This window comes from Pseudomonas farris, from assembly GCF_019145235.1.
In the GTDB taxonomy this organism is placed as follows: domain Bacteria; phylum Pseudomonadota; class Gammaproteobacteria; order Pseudomonadales; family Pseudomonadaceae; genus Aquipseudomonas; species Aquipseudomonas farris.
In genome coordinates this window covers 277,757-296,911 of sequence record NZ_JAHSTV010000001.1, presented here as the reverse complement: position 1 = coordinate 296,911, position 19,155 = coordinate 277,757, and the positions used below count along the sequence as shown (strand labels likewise).

At 59.2% G+C, this 19,155-nt stretch carries 18 protein-coding genes; 15 read left to right on the top strand and 3 right to left on the bottom strand.

What is annotated here, in order from left to right:
- Positions 1 to 47: 47 nt before the first annotated feature.
- The 9 genes from KVG95_RS01350 (at position 48) to KVG95_RS01310 (ending at position 10,857) form a co-directional block, all read left to right on the top strand.
- Positions 48 to 779, top strand: coding sequence for a response regulator (locus KVG95_RS01350; protein ID WP_008006907.1), 732 nt, complete (start codon positions 48 to 50; stop codon positions 777 to 779).
- Positions 780 to 810: 31 nt separating this feature from the next.
- The gene (locus KVG95_RS01345; protein ID WP_437180778.1) at positions 811 to 2,238 is read left to right on the top strand and encodes an ATP-binding protein; all 1,428 of its coding nucleotides are present in this window, start codon (positions 811 to 813) and stop codon (positions 2,236 to 2,238) included.
- A 228-nt stretch (positions 2,239 to 2,466) separates the two neighbouring features.
- Positions 2,467 to 3,726, top strand: coding sequence for a D-mannose isomerase (locus KVG95_RS01340; RefSeq protein WP_217854247.1), 1,260 nt, complete (start codon positions 2,467 to 2,469; stop codon positions 3,724 to 3,726).
- 129 nt (positions 3,727 to 3,855) lie between these two features.
- Positions 3,856 to 5,163, top strand: a complete 1,308-nt coding sequence (locus tag KVG95_RS01335) for an ABC transporter substrate-binding protein (RefSeq protein ID WP_123719265.1) — start codon at positions 3,856 to 3,858, stop codon at positions 5,161 to 5,163.
- A gap of 159 nt (positions 5,164 to 5,322) precedes the next feature.
- Positions 5,323 to 6,231, top strand: a complete 909-nt coding sequence (locus tag KVG95_RS01330) for a carbohydrate ABC transporter permease (RefSeq protein WP_007902369.1) — start codon at positions 5,323 to 5,325, stop codon at positions 6,229 to 6,231.
- Positions 6,224 to 7,069, top strand: coding sequence for a carbohydrate ABC transporter permease (locus KVG95_RS01325; protein ID WP_030131859.1), 846 nt, complete (start codon positions 6,224 to 6,226; stop codon positions 7,067 to 7,069). The genes KVG95_RS01330 and KVG95_RS01325 overlap by 8 nt, the downstream gene beginning before the upstream one ends.
- Before the next feature lie 3 nt (positions 7,070 to 7,072).
- The gene (locus KVG95_RS01320; RefSeq protein ID WP_217854246.1) at positions 7,073 to 8,233 is read left to right on the top strand and encodes an ABC transporter ATP-binding protein; all 1,161 of its coding nucleotides are present in this window, start codon (positions 7,073 to 7,075) and stop codon (positions 8,231 to 8,233) included.
- A gap of 191 nt (positions 8,234 to 8,424) precedes the next feature.
- The gene (locus tag KVG95_RS01315) at positions 8,425 to 9,771 is read left to right on the top strand and encodes a carbohydrate porin (protein WP_217854245.1); all 1,347 of its coding nucleotides are present in this window, start codon (positions 8,425 to 8,427) and stop codon (positions 9,769 to 9,771) included.
- Positions 9,772 to 10,002: 231 nt separating this feature from the next.
- A complete protein-coding gene (locus KVG95_RS01310; protein WP_217854244.1) occupies positions 10,003 to 10,857 on the top strand; it encodes a D-hexose-6-phosphate mutarotase in 855 nt (284 codons plus the stop codon).
- Between the two features lie 158 nt (positions 10,858 to 11,015).
- Here KVG95_RS01310 and KVG95_RS01305 read toward each other — a convergent pair whose 3' ends face one another.
- Positions 11,016 to 11,876, bottom strand: coding sequence for a MurR/RpiR family transcriptional regulator (locus KVG95_RS01305; protein ID WP_173667542.1), 861 nt, complete (start codon positions 11,874 to 11,876; stop codon positions 11,016 to 11,018).
- 228 nt (positions 11,877 to 12,104) lie between these two features.
- On the opposite strand from KVG95_RS01305, the gene zwf reads away from it, so the two are divergent.
- From zwf to KVG95_RS01285, 4 genes are all read left to right on the top strand, one after another.
- Positions 12,105 to 13,574, top strand: coding sequence for a glucose-6-phosphate dehydrogenase (gene zwf, locus KVG95_RS01300; RefSeq protein ID WP_008072962.1), 1,470 nt, complete (start codon positions 12,105 to 12,107; stop codon positions 13,572 to 13,574).
- Positions 13,561 to 14,274: a 6-phosphogluconolactonase gene (gene pgl / locus KVG95_RS01295; protein WP_217854243.1), complete on the top strand. Its 714-nt coding sequence runs from the start codon at positions 13,561 to 13,563 to the stop codon at positions 14,272 to 14,274. The genes zwf and pgl overlap by 14 nt, the downstream gene beginning before the upstream one ends.
- Before the next feature lie 17 nt (positions 14,275 to 14,291).
- Positions 14,292 to 14,957: a bifunctional 4-hydroxy-2-oxoglutarate aldolase/2-dehydro-3-deoxy-phosphogluconate aldolase gene (locus KVG95_RS01290; protein WP_217854242.1), complete on the top strand. Its 666-nt coding sequence runs from the start codon at positions 14,292 to 14,294 to the stop codon at positions 14,955 to 14,957.
- Positions 14,958 to 15,196: 239 nt separating this feature from the next.
- Complete coding sequence (locus KVG95_RS01285) at positions 15,197 to 15,922, top strand: intradiol ring-cleavage dioxygenase (protein ID WP_217854241.1); 726 nt, start codon at positions 15,197 to 15,199, stop codon at positions 15,920 to 15,922.
- Positions 15,923 to 15,924: 2 nt separating this feature from the next.
- Here KVG95_RS01285 and KVG95_RS01280 read toward each other — a convergent pair whose 3' ends face one another.
- Together KVG95_RS01280 and KVG95_RS01275 are read right to left on the bottom strand one after the other, a co-directional pair.
- Positions 15,925 to 17,106 carry an aminotransferase class V-fold PLP-dependent enzyme gene (locus KVG95_RS01280; protein WP_217854240.1) on the bottom strand — a complete coding sequence of 394 codons (1,182 nt, stop codon included), beginning with the start codon at positions 17,104 to 17,106 and terminating at the stop codon, positions 15,925 to 15,927.
- Positions 17,107 to 17,131: 25 nt separating this feature from the next.
- Positions 17,132 to 17,368, bottom strand: a complete 237-nt coding sequence (locus tag KVG95_RS01275; protein ID WP_217854469.1) for a DUF3820 family protein — start codon at positions 17,366 to 17,368, stop codon at positions 17,132 to 17,134.
- 204 nt (positions 17,369 to 17,572) lie between these two features.
- Between KVG95_RS01275 and KVG95_RS01270 the strand changes: the two genes are divergently transcribed.
- Positions 17,573 to 18,040, top strand: coding sequence for a PA2169 family four-helix-bundle protein (locus KVG95_RS01270; protein WP_217854239.1), 468 nt, complete (start codon positions 17,573 to 17,575; stop codon positions 18,038 to 18,040).
- Positions 18,041 to 18,364: 324 nt separating this feature from the next.
- On the top strand, positions 18,365 to 19,099 hold the full coding sequence (locus KVG95_RS01265) for a hypothetical protein (protein ID WP_217854238.1): 735 nt from the start codon (positions 18,365 to 18,367) through the stop codon (positions 19,097 to 19,099).
- The last annotated feature ends 56 nt before the right edge of the window (positions 19,100 to 19,155 follow it).

The window sequence follows — 19,155 nt, the reverse complement described above, 5'->3', positions numbered from 1 at the left end:
TGCTTAAGGCATAATCCACCTAATTCAAACAACAAGGACGCCGCCCCGTGAGCTCAGTCAACAAGTCGATTTTGTTGGTCGATGACGATCAAGAGATACGCGAGTTGCTGGACACCTACCTGACCCGCGCCGGTTTCCAGGTCCGCACCACGCCCGATGGTGCAGGTTTTCGTCAGGCCTTGAACGAGGCACCGAGCGATCTGGTGATTCTCGACGTGATGCTGCCGGACGAAGACGGTTTCAGCCTCTGCCGCTGGATCCGCCAGCACCCGCGTCAGGCTCATGTACCGATCATCATGCTCACCGCCAGCTCCGACGAGGCCGATCGCGTCATCGGTTTGGAACTGGGCGCCGACGACTACCTTGGCAAACCCTTCAGCCCCCGTGAATTGCAGGCGCGCATCAAAGCCTTGTTGCGCCGCGCGCAGTTCGGTCAGGAACGTTCCGGCAGTGAAGTGCTGGCCTTCGATGATTGGCGGCTGGACATGGTCAGCCATCGACTGTTCCACATCGACGGCGAGGAAGTGATTCTCTCGGGCGCCGATTTTGCGCTGCTGAAACTGTTCCTCGATCACCCTCAGGAAATCCTCGATCGCGACACCATCGGTAACGCCACCCGTGGCCGTGACCTGATGCCGCTCGATCGCATCGTCGACATGGCGGTCAGCCGTTTACGCCAGCGCCTGCGCGACACCGAAAAACCGCCGAGGCTGATCCGTACCGTGCGCGGCAGTGGCTACCAACTGGCAGCCAACGTGGTTGCCAGCAATGGTCACTGACTTTCTGCGCAAGCTCGCCGGGCGGGTACCGGTGCCGCGCTCGTTGCTCGGGCGCATGTTGCTGCTGACCCTGCTGGCGGTATTGTTCGCCCAGACGCTGTCGAGCGTGATCTGGGTCTCGCAATTGCGCGCCACGCAGCTTGAAGGCCTGGTCACCAGTGCCCGCAGCCTGGCCCATTCGATGACGGCCAGCGTCAGTTATTTCCGCTCGTTGCCGGTGGCGTTTCGGCCGCTGGTGCTCGATCAATTGCGCAGCATGGGCGGCACCCGGTTCGTGGTGACGCTCAACGACAAACCCTTAGGGATGGAAGTGCTGCCGATCACCCCGCGCAAAGAGGCGGTGCTCAAAGCGGTGGACGAAGTGCTGCGCCAGTCGCTGGGCCAGGACACCGACATCTCGGTGACCTTCGTCAGCCCCGAAGACCTGCGGATTTTCAACGGCGGCTTGAAGCTCGATGAGTTGCCGCGTTCCTGGGCGCACTACGCGTTGACCCTGGAGCCGGTGAATCCGCCGGTGCTGGTCACGCAAATCCAGATGGCACCGGGCGAATGGCTGTACATCGCTTCCCTGTTGCCCGAGCCCTACACCAGTCTTGAAGAACAAGGCCTGCCGGCGCAGCAGGTCTGGTTCATCGTGCTCACCAGCAGTTTCCTGTTGCTGTTCATCGGTCTTTTGGTGCACTGGCAGAGCCGACCGCTCAAGCGATTGGCGCGGGCGGCGCGGGACATGTCTCTGGGTGCCGAAGTCGAACCGGTGGCCGAGGGCGGCGGCAGCGAAGTGGTGGAAGTGGGTCGCGCCTTCAATGCGATGCGCGAACGTATCAGCCGTTACCTGACCGAACGCAGCCAATTGTTCAGCGCGATTTCCCATGACTTGCGCACGCCGATCACCCGCTTGCGATTGCGGGTGGAATTGCTTGAAGACGAAAAGCTGCAAGCCAAATTCGGTCGTGATCTGGATGAGCTGGAGTTGCTGGTCAAAGGCGCGTTGCAATGCGTGAAAGACACCGACATCCACGAAAACATCGAGCCGGTGGACCTCAACCATGTGCTCGACTGTCTGGTGGAACCGTATCTGGCGCCCAACGGCAATGGCCGTGTGACTCAACATGGCCGGGCGTTGGCGCCGTATCCCGGCAAGCCGTTGGCGCTCAAGCGTTGCATCGGCAACCTGATCGACAACGCCTTGAAATATGGGCAGAACGCGCATCTGCATATCGATGATGACGAGAGCGCGTTTGTCCTGCATGTCGACGATGAAGGGCCGGGTGTGCCGGAGCAGCGGTTGGAGCAGGTGTTCGAGCCGCACTTCCGCTTGGCCGGGCAGCAGCAGGGTTATGGCCTGGGGCTGGGGATTGCACGCAACATTGCCCATAGCCATGGCGGTGAAGTCAGCCTGCAAAACCTGCGTGAAGGCGGGTTACGGGTGACGTTGCAGTTGCCGCGTAGTGTTGATTAGGAAGACCGCGTTATCGTTCTTCGCGAGCAAGCCCGCTCCCACAGTGGTTCTGCGTCGTACACAAATCCAATATGGGAGCGGGCTTGCTCGCGAAGGCGTCAGTCCCTTCAATACATCCCTCAAGGCAAATGTCACAACTCGGTGACATAACTCGCCCCCTTCGTTACCTGCCCGCCACCGCCCGTTGTTTAGACTGCCCCCAGTCATAACAACAAAAAAGGGACTCCCATGGACACCTTCCAACCTGCCTTCAGCAGTTGGCTGAACGCGCCTGCCCATCAGCAATGGCTCGCCGCCGAAGGCCTGCGCCTGCTGGCATTTGCCAAGGCTTCAAAGCTTGCCGAAGGCTTTGGCAATCTCGATGAAAAGGGTCGCCTCCCGGCCAACGCGCAAGCTGAAACCATGAACACCGCGCGCATGACCCACAGCTTCGCCATGGCCCACATCCAGGGCCTCCCGGGTTTTGCCGAGCTGGTGGATCACGGCATCCAAGCCCTCAGCGGGCCGCTGCGTGATGCCGAACACGGAGGCTGGTTCGCCACGCCCGAACACCGCGACGGCAATACCGACAAAGCCGCTTACCTGCACGCTTTCGTGGCGTTGGCCGCGAGTTCTGCGGTGGTCGCTCAGCGTCCTGGTGCACAAGCCTTGCTCGACGATGCGATCCATATCATCGACACGCATTTCTGGTGCGAGGAGGAGGGCGCCATGCGCGAATCCTTCAACCGCGACTTCAGTTGCGAGGAAGCCTATCGCGGCGCCAACAGCAACATGCACGCCACCGAAGCCTTCCTCGCCCTGGCCGATGTGACCGAGGACAACCGCTGGCTGATTCGCGCCCAGCGCATCGTCGAGCGCGTCATTCACGATCACGCCGCGGCCAATGACTATCTGGTGGTCGAGCATTTCGACCGCGACTGGCAGCCGCTACGCGACTACAACCACGACAACCCGGCTGACGGATTCCGCCCTTACGGCACCACGCCGGGCCATGGTTTTGAATGGGCGCGGCTGTTGCTGCATCTTGAAGCGGCGCGGGTACAGGCCGGGATACTCACGCCGGGCTGGCTCGCCACCGATGCGCAAAAACTGTTCGACCACAATTGCCGTCACGGCTGGGACGTCGACGGTGCGCCGGGCATTGTCTACACCCTCGACTGGGACAATCGCGCAGTGGTTCGCCATCGGCTGCACTGGACGCACGCCGAAGCCAGTGCCGCCGCCAGTGCGCTGCTGAAACGCACCGGGGATGAGCAATACGAGCACTGGTACCGGCTGTTCTGGGAATTCTGTGACAGTCATTTCATCGACCGTTGCGATGGCAGTTGGCATCACGAACTCGATCCACTGAACCGTCCGAGCGCCGATATCTGGGCCGGCAAACCCGACCTGTATCACGCCTGGCAAGCCGTTTTGATCCCGCGCCTGCCGCTGGCGCCGAGCATGGCCACTGCGCTGGCGCAATTGTCCCAGAGCGTTGCTGTGTAATCAGTTGTGTAACCATATGGTGACATTCGCGCGTCCCTTCGTTACCTGCGAAGGGGCATCCCCTGTTTAGAATCCTATGCAGCGCAAGCACCAGACTTGCATGCATAACAACAAGAAAGGTACTACTAGATGAATGCGATTTCTCGCCTCGCTACTGTCATTTCTCTCGCTTCACTGCTTCCCGTTGCTGCATTCCCTGTCAGTGCCCTTGCCGCCGATGCCAAAGGTTCGGTGGAAGTCGTTCACTGGTGGACGTCTGGTGGTGAAAAAGCGGCCGTCGATGTGCTCAAGGCCCAAGTCGAAAAAGACGGCTTCACCTGGAAAGACGGCGCAGTCGCCGGCGGTGGCGGTTCCACGGCCATGACCGTACTCAAAAGCCGCGCCGTGGCCGGTAACCCGCCGGGCGTTGCCCAGATCAAAGGTCCGGACATCCAGGAGTGGGGCAGCACTGGCCTGCTCAGCACCGACACCCTCAAAGACGTTTCCAAGTCCGAAGGCTGGGATAACCTGCTGATCAAGAAAGTCTCCGACACCGTGAAATACGAAGGCGATTACGTCGCCGTGCCGGTGAACATCCACCGCGTCAACTGGCTGTGGATCAACCCGGAAGTCTTCAAGAAAGCCGGGATCGAAAAAGCGCCGACCACCCTCGAAGAATTCTATGCCGCTGGCGACAAGCTCAAAGCCGCCGGCTTCATCGCGCTCGCCCACGGTGGCCAGCCTTGGCAGGACAGCACCGTGTTTGAAGACGTGGTGCTCTCGGTCATGGGCGCAGACGGTTACAAGAAAGCCTTGGTCGATCTGGATCAGAAAACCCTCTCCGGGCCGGAGATGGCCAAGGCCTTCACCGAGCTGAAAAAAATCACCGGCTACATGGACCCGAACCGCGCTGGTCGTGACTGGAACATCGCGGCCGCCGACGTCATCAATGGCAAGGCCGGCATGCAGATGATGGGCGACTGGGCCAAGAGCGAATGGACCGCCGCGAAGAAAGTCGCGGGCAAGGACTACCAGTGCGTGCCGTTCCCGGGCACCGAAAAAGCCTTCACCTACAACATCGACTCGATGGCTGTATTCAAGCTCAAAGCCGATCGCAAAGGCGACATCGCCGCCCAACAAGACCTGGCCAAGGTCGCTCTGGGCAAAGACTTCCAGAAAGTCTTCAGCATCAACAAAGGCTCGATCCCGGTGCGTACCGACATGCTTAACGACATGAGCGCGCTGGGCTTCGATTCTTGCGCTCAAGCGTCCGCCAAGGATTTCCTGGCTGACGAGAAGACGGGCGGCCTGCAACCGAGCATGGCCCACAACATGGCCACGTCCCTGGCCGTGCAGGGCGCGATCTTCGATGTGGTCACCAACTTCATGAACGACAAGAACGCTGATCCGGCCAAGGCCAGCGCACAACTGGCATCGGCTGTTAAAGCTGCCCAGTAATCCCTGACGCCGCTTGACCCTATGTGGGAGCGGGCTTGCTCGCGAAGACGGACTGACATTCAACATTGGATGTCGACGGATACACCGCTTTCGCGAGCAAGCCCGCTCCCACAAGGGATCGCCGTGCCGATTTCTTTCCTCTTCACCTGGATTATCCCGATGAGCTCTGTGGCGGTTTTCAGCAAAGCCTCACCGTTCGACGCACTGCAGCGCTGGCTCCCCAAGCTGGTTTTGGCGCCAAGCATGCTGATCGTCCTGGTTGGTTTTTACGGTTACATCATCTGGACATTCGTACTGTCCTTCACCAATTCCAGCTTCATGCCGAGCTACAAGTGGGTCGGCCTGCAGCAATACATTCGCCTGATGGACAACGATCGCTGGTGGGTCGCGAGCAAAAACCTCGCGGTGTTCGGCGGCATGTTCATCGGCATCAGCCTGGTATTGGGCGTGTTTCTCGCCGTGCTGCTGGATCAGCGCATTCGCAAGGAAGGCTTCATTCGCACCGTTTACCTGTACCCGATGGCGCTCTCGATGATCGTCACCGGTACCGCGTGGAAATGGCTGCTTAACCCAGGCCTGGGTCTGGACAAAATGCTGCGCGACTGGGGCTGGGAAGGCTTCCGTCTCGACTGGCTGGTGGATCAGGATCGCGTGGTGTATTGCCTGGTGATCGCCGCCGTGTGGCAAGCCTCCGGGTTTGTGATGGCGATGTTCCTGGCCGGCCTTCGTGGTGTCGATCAATCGATCATCCGCGCAGCGCAAGTCGACGGGGCGAGCCTGCCGACCATCTACCTGAAGATCGTATTGCCGAGCCTGCGCCCGGTGTTCTTCAGCGCTTTCATGATCCTGGCGCACATCGCGATCAAGAGCTTCGACCTGGTGGCGGCGATGACCGCGGGTGGCCCGGGCTACTCGTCTGACCTGCCGGCGATGTTCATGTACTCCTTCACTTTCAGCCGTGGCCAGATGGGCATTGGTTCGGCGAGCGCCATGATGATGCTCGGCGCGATCCTGGCGATTTTGGTGCCGTACCTGTACTCCGAATTGCGAGGCAAACGCCATGAGTAATCAACTCGGAAAACCGGCCATCAGCTTCAGCCGTATAGCCATCTACGCAACCCTGTTGCTGGCCGCCGCGATCTATTTGGTCCCGCTGGTGGTGATGCTGCTGACCAGTTTCAAATCGCCGGAAGACATCCGCACCGGCAACCTGTTGAGCTGGCCGCAAGTGATTGATGGCATCGGCTGGATCAAGGCCTGGGACAGTGTCGGCAGCTACTTCTGGAACTCGGTGAAAATCACCGTCCCGGCAGTGCTGATCTCTACGTTCATCGGTGCCATGAACGGCTATGTGCTGTCGATGTGGCGCTTCCGTGGTTCGCAACTGTTCTTCGGTCTGCTGTTGTTCGGCTGCTTCCTGCCGTTCCAGACCGTGCTGCTGCCAGCCTCGTTCACCCTCGGCAAGATCGGCCTGGCCAACACCACCACGGGCCTGGTGCTGGTGCACGTGGTCTACGGCCTGGCGTTTACCACGCTGTTCTTCCGCAACTACTACGTGAGCATTCCGGATGCGCTGGTCAAGGCGGCGCGACTGGATGGCGCGGGCTTCTTCACGATTTTCTGGAAGATTCTGCTGCCGATGTCGATCCCGATCGTGATGGTCTGCCTGATCTGGCAGTTCACGCAAATCTGGAATGACTTCCTGTTCGGTGTGGTCTTCGCCAGTGGCGATGCCCAGCCGATTACCGTGGCCCTGAACAACCTGGTCAACACCAGCACCGGGGCCAAGGAATACAACGTTGATATGGCCGCCGCGATGATCGCCGGGCTGCCGACACTGCTGGTCTACATATTCGCTGGCAAGTATTTCCTGCGTGGGCTGACGTCCGGCGCGGTCAAGGGGTAGAACATGGCAACTCTCGAATTACGTAACGTCAACAAAACCTACGGCGCCGGTCTGCCGGACACCCTGAAAAACATCGAACTGAAGATCGATGACGGGGAGTTCCTGATCCTGGTCGGCCCATCGGGCTGCGGTAAATCCACGCTGATGAACTGCATCGCCGGTCTGGAAAACATCAGCGGCGGGGCGATCCTGGTGGACGACGCCGACATCAGCGGCATGAGCCCGAAAGATCGCGACATCGCCATGGTGTTCCAGTCTTATGCGCTGTACCCGACCATGAGCGTGCGCGACAACATCGCGTTCGGCCTGAAGATTCGCAAAATGCCCACCGCCGAAATCGACGAAGAAGTCGCTCGCGTGGCCAAACTGCTGCAAATCGAACACCTGCTGAGCCGCAAACCGGGCCAGCTTTCCGGCGGTCAACAACAGCGCGTGGCCATGGGCCGGGCATTGGCTCGGCGACCAAAGATTTACCTATTCGACGAACCGCTGTCCAACCTCGACGCCAAGCTGCGGGTCGAGATGCGCACCGAAATGAAACTGATGCACCAGCGCCTGAAAACCACCACGGTCTACGTGACCCACGACCAGATTGAAGCCATGACCCTGGGCGACAAAGTGGCGGTGATGAAGGACGGGATCATTCAGCAATTCGGCACGCCGAAAGACATCTACAACAACCCGGCCAACCTGTTCGTGGCGAGCTTCATCGGTTCGCCGCCGATGAACTTCATCCCCCTGCGTTTGCAGCGTAAGGAAGGTCGGTTGGTAGCGCTGCTCGACAGCGGTCAGGCGCGCTGCGAATTGCCGCTGGGCATGCAGGACGCCGGGCTCGAAGACCGCGAAGTGATCCTCGGCATGCGCCCGGAGCAGATCGTTCTGGCGGGCAGCGAGCCGAATGGTTTGCCGACCATTCGTGCCGAAGTGCAGGTCACCGAACCGACCGGTCCCGACACCCTGGTGTTCGTCAATCTCAACGACACCAAAGTCTGCTGCCGCCTGGCACCGGATGTCGCGCCGGCCGTGGGCGAGACCCTGACCCTGCAATTCGATCCATCGAAAGTGCTGTTGTTCGATGCCAAGACCGGTGAACGCCTGGGGGTGGCCGGCCTGCCGAAAGCTGAAGCTCACAGCGCCAACGTAGCCCAATTCAAAGGCCGCTGAAGATCAAAAATGTGGGAGCGGGCTTGCTCGCGAAAGCGGTCTGACATTCAACAGATGTCGACTGACACACCGCCTTCGCGAGCAAGCCCGCTCCCACAGGGGGATTCGCGGCAGATGGGGACATCCGTCGCAATCGATGTAAACCGCGTTAGATAAAAACAGTTAATAACAATAAAGACGAGGATGTAGGGATGAAGAAGAAGAACAACGCTCAGCTTATCTGCCAGTTGTCAGCGATTGCGGCAATGATGCTGGCCGGTAGCGTGCAAGCGGCTGACGCGTTCAGTGCCGACTCGCAGTGGATGACCGGGGATTGGGGCGGCGAGCGGACCAAGCTGATCGAACAAGGTATCGACATCAAGGCCGACTACGTCGGTGAAGTGGGCGCCAACCTGCATGGCGGCTACAACGACGACAAGACGGCGCGTTACGCCGACCAGTTTGGCCTGGGCGTGGCACTGGACCTGGAAAAGCTGTGGGGCTGGGATAACACACAAGCCAAGATCCAGCTCACCAACCGTAACGGTGAGAACATCTCCAATGACCGTGTCGGCGACCCGCGTGCCGGCACCTTGAGTTCTTCCCAGGAAGTCTACGGCCGTGGCCACATGGTCCGTCTGACCCAGTTGTGGATCAAGCACCAGTTCCTCGACGGTAAACTGGACGTCAAGGCCGGTTACTTCGGCGAAGGCGAAGATTTCAACACCTTCCCTTGCGAGTTCCAGAACCTGGCGTTCTGCGGTTCCCAAGCGGGTAACTGGGCTACCAACATCTGGTACAACTGGCCGGTCATGCAGGCGGCGGTTCGCGTGAAGTACAACATCACGCCTGAGTTCTATGCGCAGATCGGCGCGTACAATCAGAACCCGTCGCAACTGGAGCACGGTAACGGCTTCAAGCTCAGCGGCAGTGGTACCAAGGGCACCGTCTTGCCGGTCGAACTGGTCTGGTCACCGAAGGTCAACAACCTGCCGGGCGAATACCGTGTGGGTTACTACAAGAGCACGGCCGATGCCGATGACGTCCGTAAAGACGACAACGACAATGACGCAGCGACCACAGGTAACTCCTATCGCAGCCACGACAGCAAGCATGGCTACTGGTTTGTGGCGCAGCAACAACTCACCACCCACAACGGTGATGCTTCACGCGGTCTGAACATCGCGGCCAACGCCACCTTCCACGACAAGGACACCAACATCGTCGATAACTACCAGTCGCTGATGTTTGTGTACAAGGGCCCATTCGACGCACGTCCAAAAGATGACGTCGGGATCGGTTTTGCCCGTATCCATGTCAACGATGACGTGAAGAAAAACGCCGAACTGGTCAACGCCGCCAATGGTGTCAGCGACTACAACGATCCGCTGTTCGCGCCGTTGCGTTCCACCGAGTACAACTACGAAATCAACTACGGCTTCCACGTTACCAACTGGCTGACCGTCCGTCCTAACCTGCAATACATCACTCACCCGGGCGGTGTGGATGAAGTCGACAATGCTCTGGTGGCCGGTCTGAAAATTCAGTCGGTGTTCTAACGCTGTTGCGATAAGCTCCTCTCTATGTGCGCATTTTTGCGGACGGCCATGGCTGTCCGCTTTTTTTTGGGGGCAGCACACCCCTTGGACAGATCGTTCCCACGCTCTGCGTGGTAACGCCGCTCTGGACGCTCTGCGTCCATCGTATGTGACGCAGAGCGTCACGGGATGCATTCCCACGCAAAGCGTGGGAACGATCAGGTAGAAAAATGATTTTCAGGACCGTGGCACATGCTTGAGCATCCGCTACAACGCTTCTTCAAATCCTTGCGCGAACGTCCGGTGTTCGCGTGGGAGCGCTACCAGATGCGCGACGTGCTGGTGATCGACCATCCGCTGTGTCAGGCGGTGTTCAGTCGGCAGGGCGCGCAGTTGCTGCACTTCCAGCCAAAGGGTCAGAAGCCCTGGCTGTGGTGCGCGGCGAAGTGGCCACATGTCGGTGCGATTCGCGGCGGTGTGCCGGTGTGCTGGCCGTGGTACGGCCGTCATCCGAGCGAAAACGCCTGGCCGTCCCATGGTTGGGCGCGTTTGCTCGACTGGAAACTGCTCGACAGCAGCAGTGATGACGATGGCGTGCGCCTGCACTGGCAGTTACAGCTGTGCGACTGGCAAGTGGACTTGCATGCGCACCTGGGCGAACGCATGGATTTGCACCTGAGCACCGAGCATCAGGACGACATGCCGTGCCAGTTGAGCCAGGCGTTGCACGCCTATTGGCGTATTGGTGACGTGGGTGAGGTAGCGCTGTCTGGGCTCGACGGCGCGCAAGGTTACGACCAGTTGAGCCGCCAGGTTTGCCAGCAGGAAGGCGAGTTGAGGGTCGACGGCGGTTGTCAGCGAGTGTTCCAGCATGACGGCGAATTGCAGCTCATGGACCACGCCTGGCAGCGGCAGCTGTGCATCGATACCGGTGACCATGCGGACACGGTGGTCTGGCATCCCGGCTCGCGGCCGTTGCTGGGGGTGAGCTGGAATGAGGTTTTAGAGTTCGTCTGTGTGGAGGCAGCCAGCGGCGGGACCGACAGCCTGTGCCTGGCACCGGGAGAAAGGGCGCATTTGAGTTTGCAGGCGCGGGTTGGGGCTTAGCTCAAGATCCAGGGTGTTGCGGGTATCGCCTTTGCGAGCAAGCCCGCTCCCACAGTGGATCTGCTTTGAACACAAATACTGTGTCCACTGAAGATCTAATGTGGGAGCGGGCTTGCTCGCGAAGGCGGCTTGTCAGGCGATATAAAACTCAGATTGGGTTAATTAAACTCATCCCCAATCGGATACCGACTGGCATTCAGGCTTTCCTTGATCTTGCGCAAATGCGGCTGGAAATCCACGCCCCGGCGCAGGGTCATGCCGGTGGCGAGCACATCGAGCACGGTCAACTGAATGATCCGCGACGTCATCGGCATGTAGATGTCGGTGTCTTCCGGCAGCGGAATGTTCAGGCTCAAGGTACTGGCCTTGGCCAGTGGCGACCCCTCGGCCGTCAAACCCAGCACTGAAGCGCCGTTTTCCCGGGCGATGCGCGCCACTTCCACCAGTTCGCGGGTGCGGCCGGTGTAGGAAATGATCACGAACAACTCACCGGTATGGGCCACCGAAGCAATCATGCGTTGCATCAGCACGTCGGCATGGGCAGTCACCGCCAGGTTGAAGCGGAAGAACTTGTGCTGCGCATCCAGCGCCACCGGGGCCGAGGCGCCGAGGCCGAAGAAGTGGATCTGCCGGGCCTGGATCAACAGGTCGACGGCGCGACTGATCAGGTTCGGGTCAAGCGCCTGCAACGCACTGTCCAAAGAGGCGATGGCGCTGCCGAAAATCTTTTTCGTATACGCTTCCGGATTGTCATCGGCTTCAACCGCCCGGCTGACATACGCCGCGCCACTGGCCAGGCTCTGGGCCAGCTGCAGTTTCAGTTCCGGGTAGCCGCTGACACCGAACGAACGGCAGAAACGGTTGACCGTCGGCTCGCTGACCTTAGAGGCTTGGGCGAGGGCGGCGATGCTGAACCGGGTGGCCTGCTCTGGGTTGAGCAGGATCACTTCGGCGACTTTGCGTTCTGCCTTGTTCAGGTCTTCAAGGCGATTCTGGATCTGTTCCAGTAAATTTCGCACGCGGTCCATTACATGTTCCTTAGGTCAGCAGCGCAAATAAGCGTTCGGCTAATGCAAATTGGGCCTTTGATACGACCCATAACGGTGGCCTATCCTACTGATGGCTCCGATCGACCACCACTCGGAATCTGTATTTTGCGAAAATGTTGTGGTTATTACTACATTTTCCCTTGAGTGATGCCTTGAAAAAAGGTATTTGTAGCTTAACTTGATAAAAGAACAAACATCATGCCTTCGATTACGGTTGAACCGTGCACCTTTGCCTTGTTCGGCGCTCTCGGCGATCTAGCCCTGCGCAAGCTGTTTCCTGCCCTCTATCAACTCGATGGTGCCGGCCTGCTTCATGAGGATACGCGTATTATCGCGCTGGCCCGTGAACCCGGCAGCGAGCAACAGCATCTGGCATTCATCGCCACTGAGCTGCGCCGTTACGTGGGCGCCAAAGAGCTGGATGAAGCGGTGGTCGAGCGCTTCCTGGCCCGTTTGAGCTACCTGCACGTCGACTTCCTCAAGGCTGACGATTACGTCGCCCTGGCCGAGCAGGCTGGCAGCGCCCAGCGAGTGATTGCCTACTTCGCCACTCCGGCAGCGGTTTATGGCGCTATTTGCGAGAACCTGTCGAAGGTCGGCCTGACCGAAAACACCCGTGTAGTGCTGGAAAAACCCATCGGTTCGGACCTGGAATCCTCGCGCAAGGTCAACGACGCCGTGGCGCAGTTCTTCCCGGAGAACCGCACTTACCGCATCGACCACTATCTGGGCAAAGAGACCGTACAAAACCTGATCGCCCTGCGTTTCGCCAACAGCCTGTTCGAAACCCAGTGGAACCAGAATTACATCTCCCACGTGGAAATCACCGTGGCCGAGAAGGTCGGGATCGAAGGCCGTTGGGGCTATTTCGACAAGGCCGGGCAGCTGCGGGACATGATCCAGAATCACCTGCTGCAACTGCTCTGCCTGATCGCCATGGACCCGCCGGCAGACCTGTCTGCCGACAGCATTCGCGACGAGAAAGTCAAAGTCCTCAAGGCCCTGGCGCCGATCAGCCCGGAAGGCCTGACCACTCAAGTGGTGCGCGGCCAGTACATCGCCGGTCACAGCGAAGGCAAATCGGTACCCGGGTATCTGGAGGAGCCTAACTCCAACACCCAGAGCGACACCGAAACCTTCGTCGCCCTGCGCGCCGATATTCGTAACTGGCGCTGGGCCGGCGTGCCGTTTTACCTGCGGACCGGCAAGCGCATGCCGCAAAAACTGTCGCAGATTGTCATCCACTTCAAGGAACCGTCGCACTACATCTTCGCCCCCGAGCAGCGCTTGCAGATCAGCAACAAACTGATCATCCGCCTGCAACCGGACGAAGGTATTTCCTTGCGCGTGATGACTAAAGAACAAGGCCTGGACAAGGGCATGCAGCTGCGCAGCGGTCCGTTGCAGCTGAATTTTTCCGACACCTATCGCAGCGCGCGGATTCCCGACGCCTACGAGCGGTTGTTGCTGGAAGTGATGCGCGGCAATCAGAACTTGTTTGTCCGTAAAGATGAAATCGAAGCCGCGTGGAAGTGGTGTGACCAGTTGATCGCCGGGTGGAAAAAATCCGGTGATGCGCCCAAGCCGTACGCGGCCGGGTCGTGGGGGCCGATGAGCTCCATTGCACTGATTACGCGGGACGGGAGGTCGTGGTATGGCGATATCTGAATTGAAACTGCCTCAGGGCGTTAGCGCTCATGAGTTCAAAAGCCCGGTGCTGCTGGCCGAAGGCCTGGCATTGACAGTGGCCAAGCAACTGAGCGACGCGATTGCCGCACAAGGCGCCGCGACGCTGGTGGTGTCTGGAGGACGTAGTCCGGTGGCGTTTTTCCAGCACCTGGCCAAGCAGGCACTGGACTGGTCGAAAGTGGTGGTCAGCCTGGCTGACGAGCGCTGGGTGCCGGTAGAACATGCCGACAGCAATGCCGGTCTGCTCAAGCGTTATCTGTTGCAAGGCCCGGCGGCCAAGGCCCAGTTCCTGAGCCTCTACAGTGCCACCGCCAACCTGGAACAGGCCGCCGAGCAGGCTGATCGCTTGCTCGCCGAATTACCGTCGATCGACGTGCTGGTGCTGGGCATGGGTGACGACGGTCATACCGCGTCGCTGTTCCCCAACAGCCCGAACCTGGCCGACGCCTTGAAAGTCGACGGCACCCGTCGTTGCTGGCCGATGCTGGCGCCGACCGTGCCCCATCAACGCCTGACCATGAGTCGCGCGCTGCTGGCTTCGGCGAAGCACACCGTTCTATCGATTTCCGGTCAGTCCAAGCTGACCACCCTGAATGCCGCACTGGCCGGTGACGATGTCGCCGCCATGCCGATTCGGGCGTTTCTGCAACCTACGTTAGAGATTTACTGGTGCCCATGAACCAAGGATCAGCCGCTATGACAAACACATCCCCGACCGTTTCCATGGCGGACAAAGTTGCCCTGATCGACAGCCTCTGCGCCAAGGCGCGGATCCTGCCGGTGATCACCATCGCTCGTGAACAGGACGTACTGCCGTTGGCCGACGCCCTGGCGGCCGGTGGCCTGACGGCGCTGGAAGTGACCCTGCGTTCGCAGTTCGGTCTCAAGGCGATCCAGATCCTGCGCGAGCAGCGTCCGGAACTGGTGACCGGTGCCGGCACCGTGCTTGATCGCAGCATGCTGGTCGCTGCCGAAGCGGCCGGTTCGCAATTCATCGTCACGCCGGGTATCACCCGTGACCTGCTTGAAGCCAGTGTCGGTAGCCCGATCCCGCTGTTGCCGGGCATCAGCAACGCTTCCGGCATCATGGAAGGCTATAGCCTGGGTTATCGTCGCTTCAAGCTGTTCCCGGCGGAAGTCAGCGGCGGCGTCGCGGCCATCAAGGCCTTGGGCGGCCCGTTCGGCGAAGTAAAATTCTGCCCGACCGGTGGCGTCAGCCCGGCCAATATCAAAAGCTACATGGCGTTGAAAAACGTGATGTGCGTGGGCGGTAGCTGGATGCTTGACCCCGAGTGGATCAAGAACGGTGACTGGGCCCGCATCCAGGAGTGCACCGCCGAGGCGTTGGCCCTGCTGGACTGATTTACCGAATTTTTACCAAACACTTCGTTGTGTGTTCTACGGCTTTACGGTGCGCTTGGTCAGTGCACCGTTTTTTTTTGCCTGAAATAACCCCCCCTGTGGGAGCTGTCAGACCGCTTTCGCGGGCAAGTCGGATCGCCGCACCGCCGCTCCCACAGGACATCATGCGATACATAGTTACCGCATCTCGTCGCTCGTCCAGCGTTAACCTGCGTTCATCTTATGGAAGAGAGAACGTCATGGAAGACAACACTGCAATTACATCCCCGCCACCGGCTTGCCAACTGTCACCCGAACAGATCGTCGGCCCGTATTTTCGAAACCCGAAACTGATCAGACGAAACATCAGCGAAGGCATGGATGGCATCCCCTTGGTGCTGCGACTGACGATCGTCGATGCGATGACCGGTCAACCGGTCACGGGGGCGGTGGTTGATATCTGGCATTGCAATGCGCGCGGGGCGTATTCGGGCTGGAGCAAGATCGACCCGGACAAGGAAGTCGACGTCGATGCCATCGGTTCAATCCCGCGCACCGATGACGATACCTACCTGCGCGGCGGGCAATTTACCGATCACCAGGGCGTGGTGCGATTTACCACCATTTACCCGGGTTTTTATGCCGGTCGCGCCCTGCATATTCATGTGGCGGTACGAATCACGGCCGGCAACAACTACCTGGAAGAGCGGCATGTCGCCTGGGTTGGGCAGCTGTACTTTCCCGAGGTGGTTTCGCGGTCGGTACTCAAGGCCCGCGAGTACCGTGGGCGTGGCATCTGCGCGCTGAACAACGAGCAGGATGAGTTCTATCAGGGCATGGGCGGTGAAGCCTCGACCTTGAATGTCCATGCCATCGGTCGAGACTCGAACGACGACGGCTTTTTCGGCCACATAACCATCGGTGTCGACACGTTTGCGGTGTCATCGCAAATCAAGCCCGAGGACTTCGACAAGTACACCGTGTGACGTCAGCGCAATTCGGTCAGCGCCCGGGCCAGCAGATCCATGTCGGCTGCGGTGGTGGTGAGCCCCGGCGTAATGCGGATGCACGGGCCACACGCCGCACCGCTGCGCGCCACGGTAAACAGGTTGTAGTCGTTGAGCAGTCGCTCGACCATCACCTGCTGATCGGCATGCCGGGTAAAGCGCATCGCGGTGATGCCGCAATACAGGCGCGGGTCATTCGGGGTCATGACTTCGATTCCCGGTAACCCCCGAACGGCATCGACCCATCGGTTGCGCAGGTAATTGAGTCGCGTGCCCTTGGCGACGGAACCGCCCATCGCGTGATGTTCTTCGAACACCAGCGGCAGGGTCAGCAGGGCCGGGATATTCGGGGTGCTGTACGGCGTGCGGGCGCGAATGTCGGTGACCGGGAAATGCATCTCGCCCATGTCCGGGTCGATGTCGGCCAAGCGCTCGGGGGCGATGTAAATGAAGCCCAGAGTCAGTGGCGCACCGATCCATTTGTGCAGGTTGTAGCCGGCAAAGGCAATGCCCAGCTCAGCGAGATTGAATTCGATCTGACCGAGGGCATGGGCGCCGTCGAGAATCACATCGATGCCGTGTTCCCTGGCGGCGGCAGCAATCGCCTGCACCGGCATCACCAGTCCGGTGCGATGGGTGACGTGGGTCAGGGCCATCAGCTTCAGTCGCGGATAACGCATGAAAGCTTCGCGGTAAGTGGCCAGTAAACTGTCGAAACTGGCGGGGTGGCGGTGTTCGATCTCGATCACTTCCACGCCTCGATAGCGCGCGAGCCAACGCATCGCGCCCTTGACCGTGTCGTACTCCAGATCGCCTATCAGCACCTGATCGCCTGGCTCCAGGCGGTTGTAGTTTCGGATCAGCGATTGCAGGCCGTCCGAGGCGTTGCGGGTGAGGGCGACGGCTTCGGCGGGGGCTCCGATCAGCTCGGCCAATTGCGCACGAATCTTGACGCTTTCGCCCTGTTCGAAGCGCTGGCGCACATGCACCGAGTTGCCGCGGTTGATCAGCTCGATGTTGCGCTGATACTCCTCGACCACGGTGCGCGACATGCGCCCGAAGTAACCGTTCTCCAGGTTCAGGGGGCCGGGTTCAACAGCATAACGGTCGGCAAAGGTCTGCCAAAAGGCTTCATCGCGGGAACGGCGGGTGTTATCGGGCATGAGCAACTCGGTGAGGTAGGGCGGGTCAGTGGCGAGGGGCGGGTTTGCCGTGTTTGGCGCGTAGCGGTTCAAGCAGCTCCGACAAGCCGTTGTGGTCGATTTCCTGCATTAAAGCCAGCAAACCGCCCAGTTCACCGTGGGGGAAACCTTCGCGAGCGAACCAGTTCAGGTACTGGCCGGGCAGGTCAGCGATGATGCGACCCTTGTATTTGCCGAGGGGCATTTCGCGGGTAATCAGCAGTTCGAGCTTTTCGGGATTCATCATCAGTCGTCTTGATTCGAAACAGTCTGGAAAATACAGGCATTCTGCATGCAGGCCAAATGACAGTTCATGCAAAAAAAGCGGATACAGATCTCTCGTTAAAAGCCAACCGATTGAAATATAAGTAAAAAGTAATCAATTCAAAGCTGGCATGCAGGGTGCAACTACTTATTGCATCTTTCATCAACCGCAAGGAATTGAAAAATGACCGACATTAATAAAGACGCGATCTCTGTACTCAACGACCTGATTGAAACCAGTAAAGACGGTCAGGAAGGGTTCAAGACTTGCGCTGAAGACATCAAGCATCCAGAACTTAAAAACCTGTTCATTCAGCGCTCCGCCGACTGCGCTGCTGCCGCTGCCGAGCTGCAGGCTGCCGTGCGTTCCCTGGGCGGTGATCCGGAAACCTCCACCAGCGTCAGCGGCGATTTGCACCGTCGCTGGGTCGACGTGAAGGCGATGTTCACCGGCAAGGACGAAGAGGCCGTGCTGAACGAGGCCGAACGCGGTGAAGACCATGCGCTGAAGGCTTACAAGGAAGCCCTGGAAAAAATCAACAAGGACAACCTGGTGAGCATTCGTGACATCGTTGAACGCCAGTATCACGGCGTGCAACGCAATCACGATCAGGTGAAAGCTCTACGTAACCAGGCTCGCGCACGCTCATAAGCGTTCGTTATCTGTCAAAACGCCAGCCAGTCTGGCGTTTTTTTATGTTCGGGATTTAACGCTGGACGGGATATAGCTAGCTAGTAATTTGCTTTTCAAGTGATCTCGCCTGTCTTACGTGTCCATCACTTTGCAGGCCTTGTTCGCGCCTGACCGCCACGCCTTGGATTTCGCGATCAAGACTTTGATCGGCGGCGACCTGGCGCTGCGAAGTGTCATTAGTGGTGGTGAATTCTGGACAGCCTAGTGGCTAATTAGTGGCATCTGCCGCATACGGATCTTTCTCCTGCACGTCCGATCGACGTGGGTCATCAAGGAATCGAAATGCACAACTTCACCCATGGCGATAAAACCGTTTCTTTCACTGTCTTGAGCGGTGAAGTGGTGGGTAGCGAAAAAGTCAGCGAGACCCGTGTGACATCCACGGGCGGCGTTCATGTGAACGGTAACGACGGTGATGTGACGCCTGTGCGCATCAGTTCTGTTTCGATCATCAATCATGAGTTCTGGGTCAAAACCCCGGACGGCGTCGAGCATGATGTAAAGCTGCGCGGCGTGGACATTCCTTTGCGCACAGGTCAGGAAATCTCTTTGATCAGTGCCTTGAACAAGGATGGTTCGCCGCTGCACACCATTTTGCAGAACCACACGGCGTCCAAGCGCTGGGTGCTGCGTGACGCGAATGTGCTGAATACCGAGCTGGAGCTGTCGCCCTTTAACTGGAAGACAGTGCTGATCGTGCTTGGATTGTGCGTCGCCGGTCTTGCTACAGCCGGGCTAGGCTTCCTGGCGGCGACGGGCTATTTTTGCTACGCGTGGTATCAGGGCTCCCTGCGCAAGAAACTGCTGATTAGCGATTTGAACGCCTACATTGAGAAGCTGGGCAATCAGGTCGCCAGTCGCGGTCAGGCGCCAAGCCCTGTTCAAGTTGAAAGCCCGGTCCAGGCTGAAATCTCTTTCCAGGCCGAAAGTCCTGCACCGGCACACCCCCCTGCCGAGACTGAAAGCCCTGCGCTGAACAGTGAGAGCGTGCGCAGGGCGTTATCGCGCAATCTCTGATTTGTCTCAGAGGCAGGCACAGCAAGGGGGAGCACGCTCCCCCTTCAGTTTTCCCG

Coding starts and splice junctions, on each gene's coding strand:
- KVG95_RS01270 (WP_217854239.1), top strand. CDS start 17,573: ATGACCGACATTAATAAAGACGCGATCTCTGTACTCAACGACCTGATT.
- KVG95_RS01280 (WP_217854240.1), bottom strand. CDS start 17,106: ATGCCCGATAACACCCGCCGTTCCCGCGATGAAGCCTTTTGGCAGACC.
- KVG95_RS01325 (WP_030131859.1), top strand. CDS start 6,224: ATGAGTAATCAACTCGGAAAACCGGCCATCAGCTTCAGCCGTATAGCC.
- KVG95_RS01330 (WP_007902369.1), top strand. CDS start 5,323: ATGAGCTCTGTGGCGGTTTTCAGCAAAGCCTCACCGTTCGACGCACTG.
- KVG95_RS01315 (WP_217854245.1), top strand. CDS start 8,425: ATGAAGAAGAAGAACAACGCTCAGCTTATCTGCCAGTTGTCAGCGATT.
- KVG95_RS01340 (WP_217854247.1), top strand. CDS start 2,467: ATGGACACCTTCCAACCTGCCTTCAGCAGTTGGCTGAACGCGCCTGCC.
- KVG95_RS01285 (WP_217854241.1), top strand. CDS start 15,197: ATGGAAGACAACACTGCAATTACATCCCCGCCACCGGCTTGCCAACTG.
- pgl (WP_217854243.1), top strand. CDS start 13,561: ATGGCGATATCTGAATTGAAACTGCCTCAGGGCGTTAGCGCTCATGAG.
- zwf (WP_008072962.1), top strand. CDS start 12,105: ATGCCTTCGATTACGGTTGAACCGTGCACCTTTGCCTTGTTCGGCGCT.
- KVG95_RS01335 (WP_123719265.1), top strand. CDS start 3,856: ATGAATGCGATTTCTCGCCTCGCTACTGTCATTTCTCTCGCTTCACTG.
- KVG95_RS01320 (WP_217854246.1), top strand. CDS start 7,073: ATGGCAACTCTCGAATTACGTAACGTCAACAAAACCTACGGCGCCGGT.
- KVG95_RS01275 (WP_217854469.1), bottom strand. CDS start 17,368: ATGAATCCCGAAAAGCTCGAACTGCTGATTACCCGCGAAATGCCCCTC.
- KVG95_RS01290 (WP_217854242.1), top strand. CDS start 14,292: ATGACAAACACATCCCCGACCGTTTCCATGGCGGACAAAGTTGCCCTG.
- KVG95_RS01310 (WP_217854244.1), top strand. CDS start 10,003: ATGCTTGAGCATCCGCTACAACGCTTCTTCAAATCCTTGCGCGAACGT.
- KVG95_RS01265 (WP_217854238.1), top strand. CDS start 18,365: ATGCACAACTTCACCCATGGCGATAAAACCGTTTCTTTCACTGTCTTG.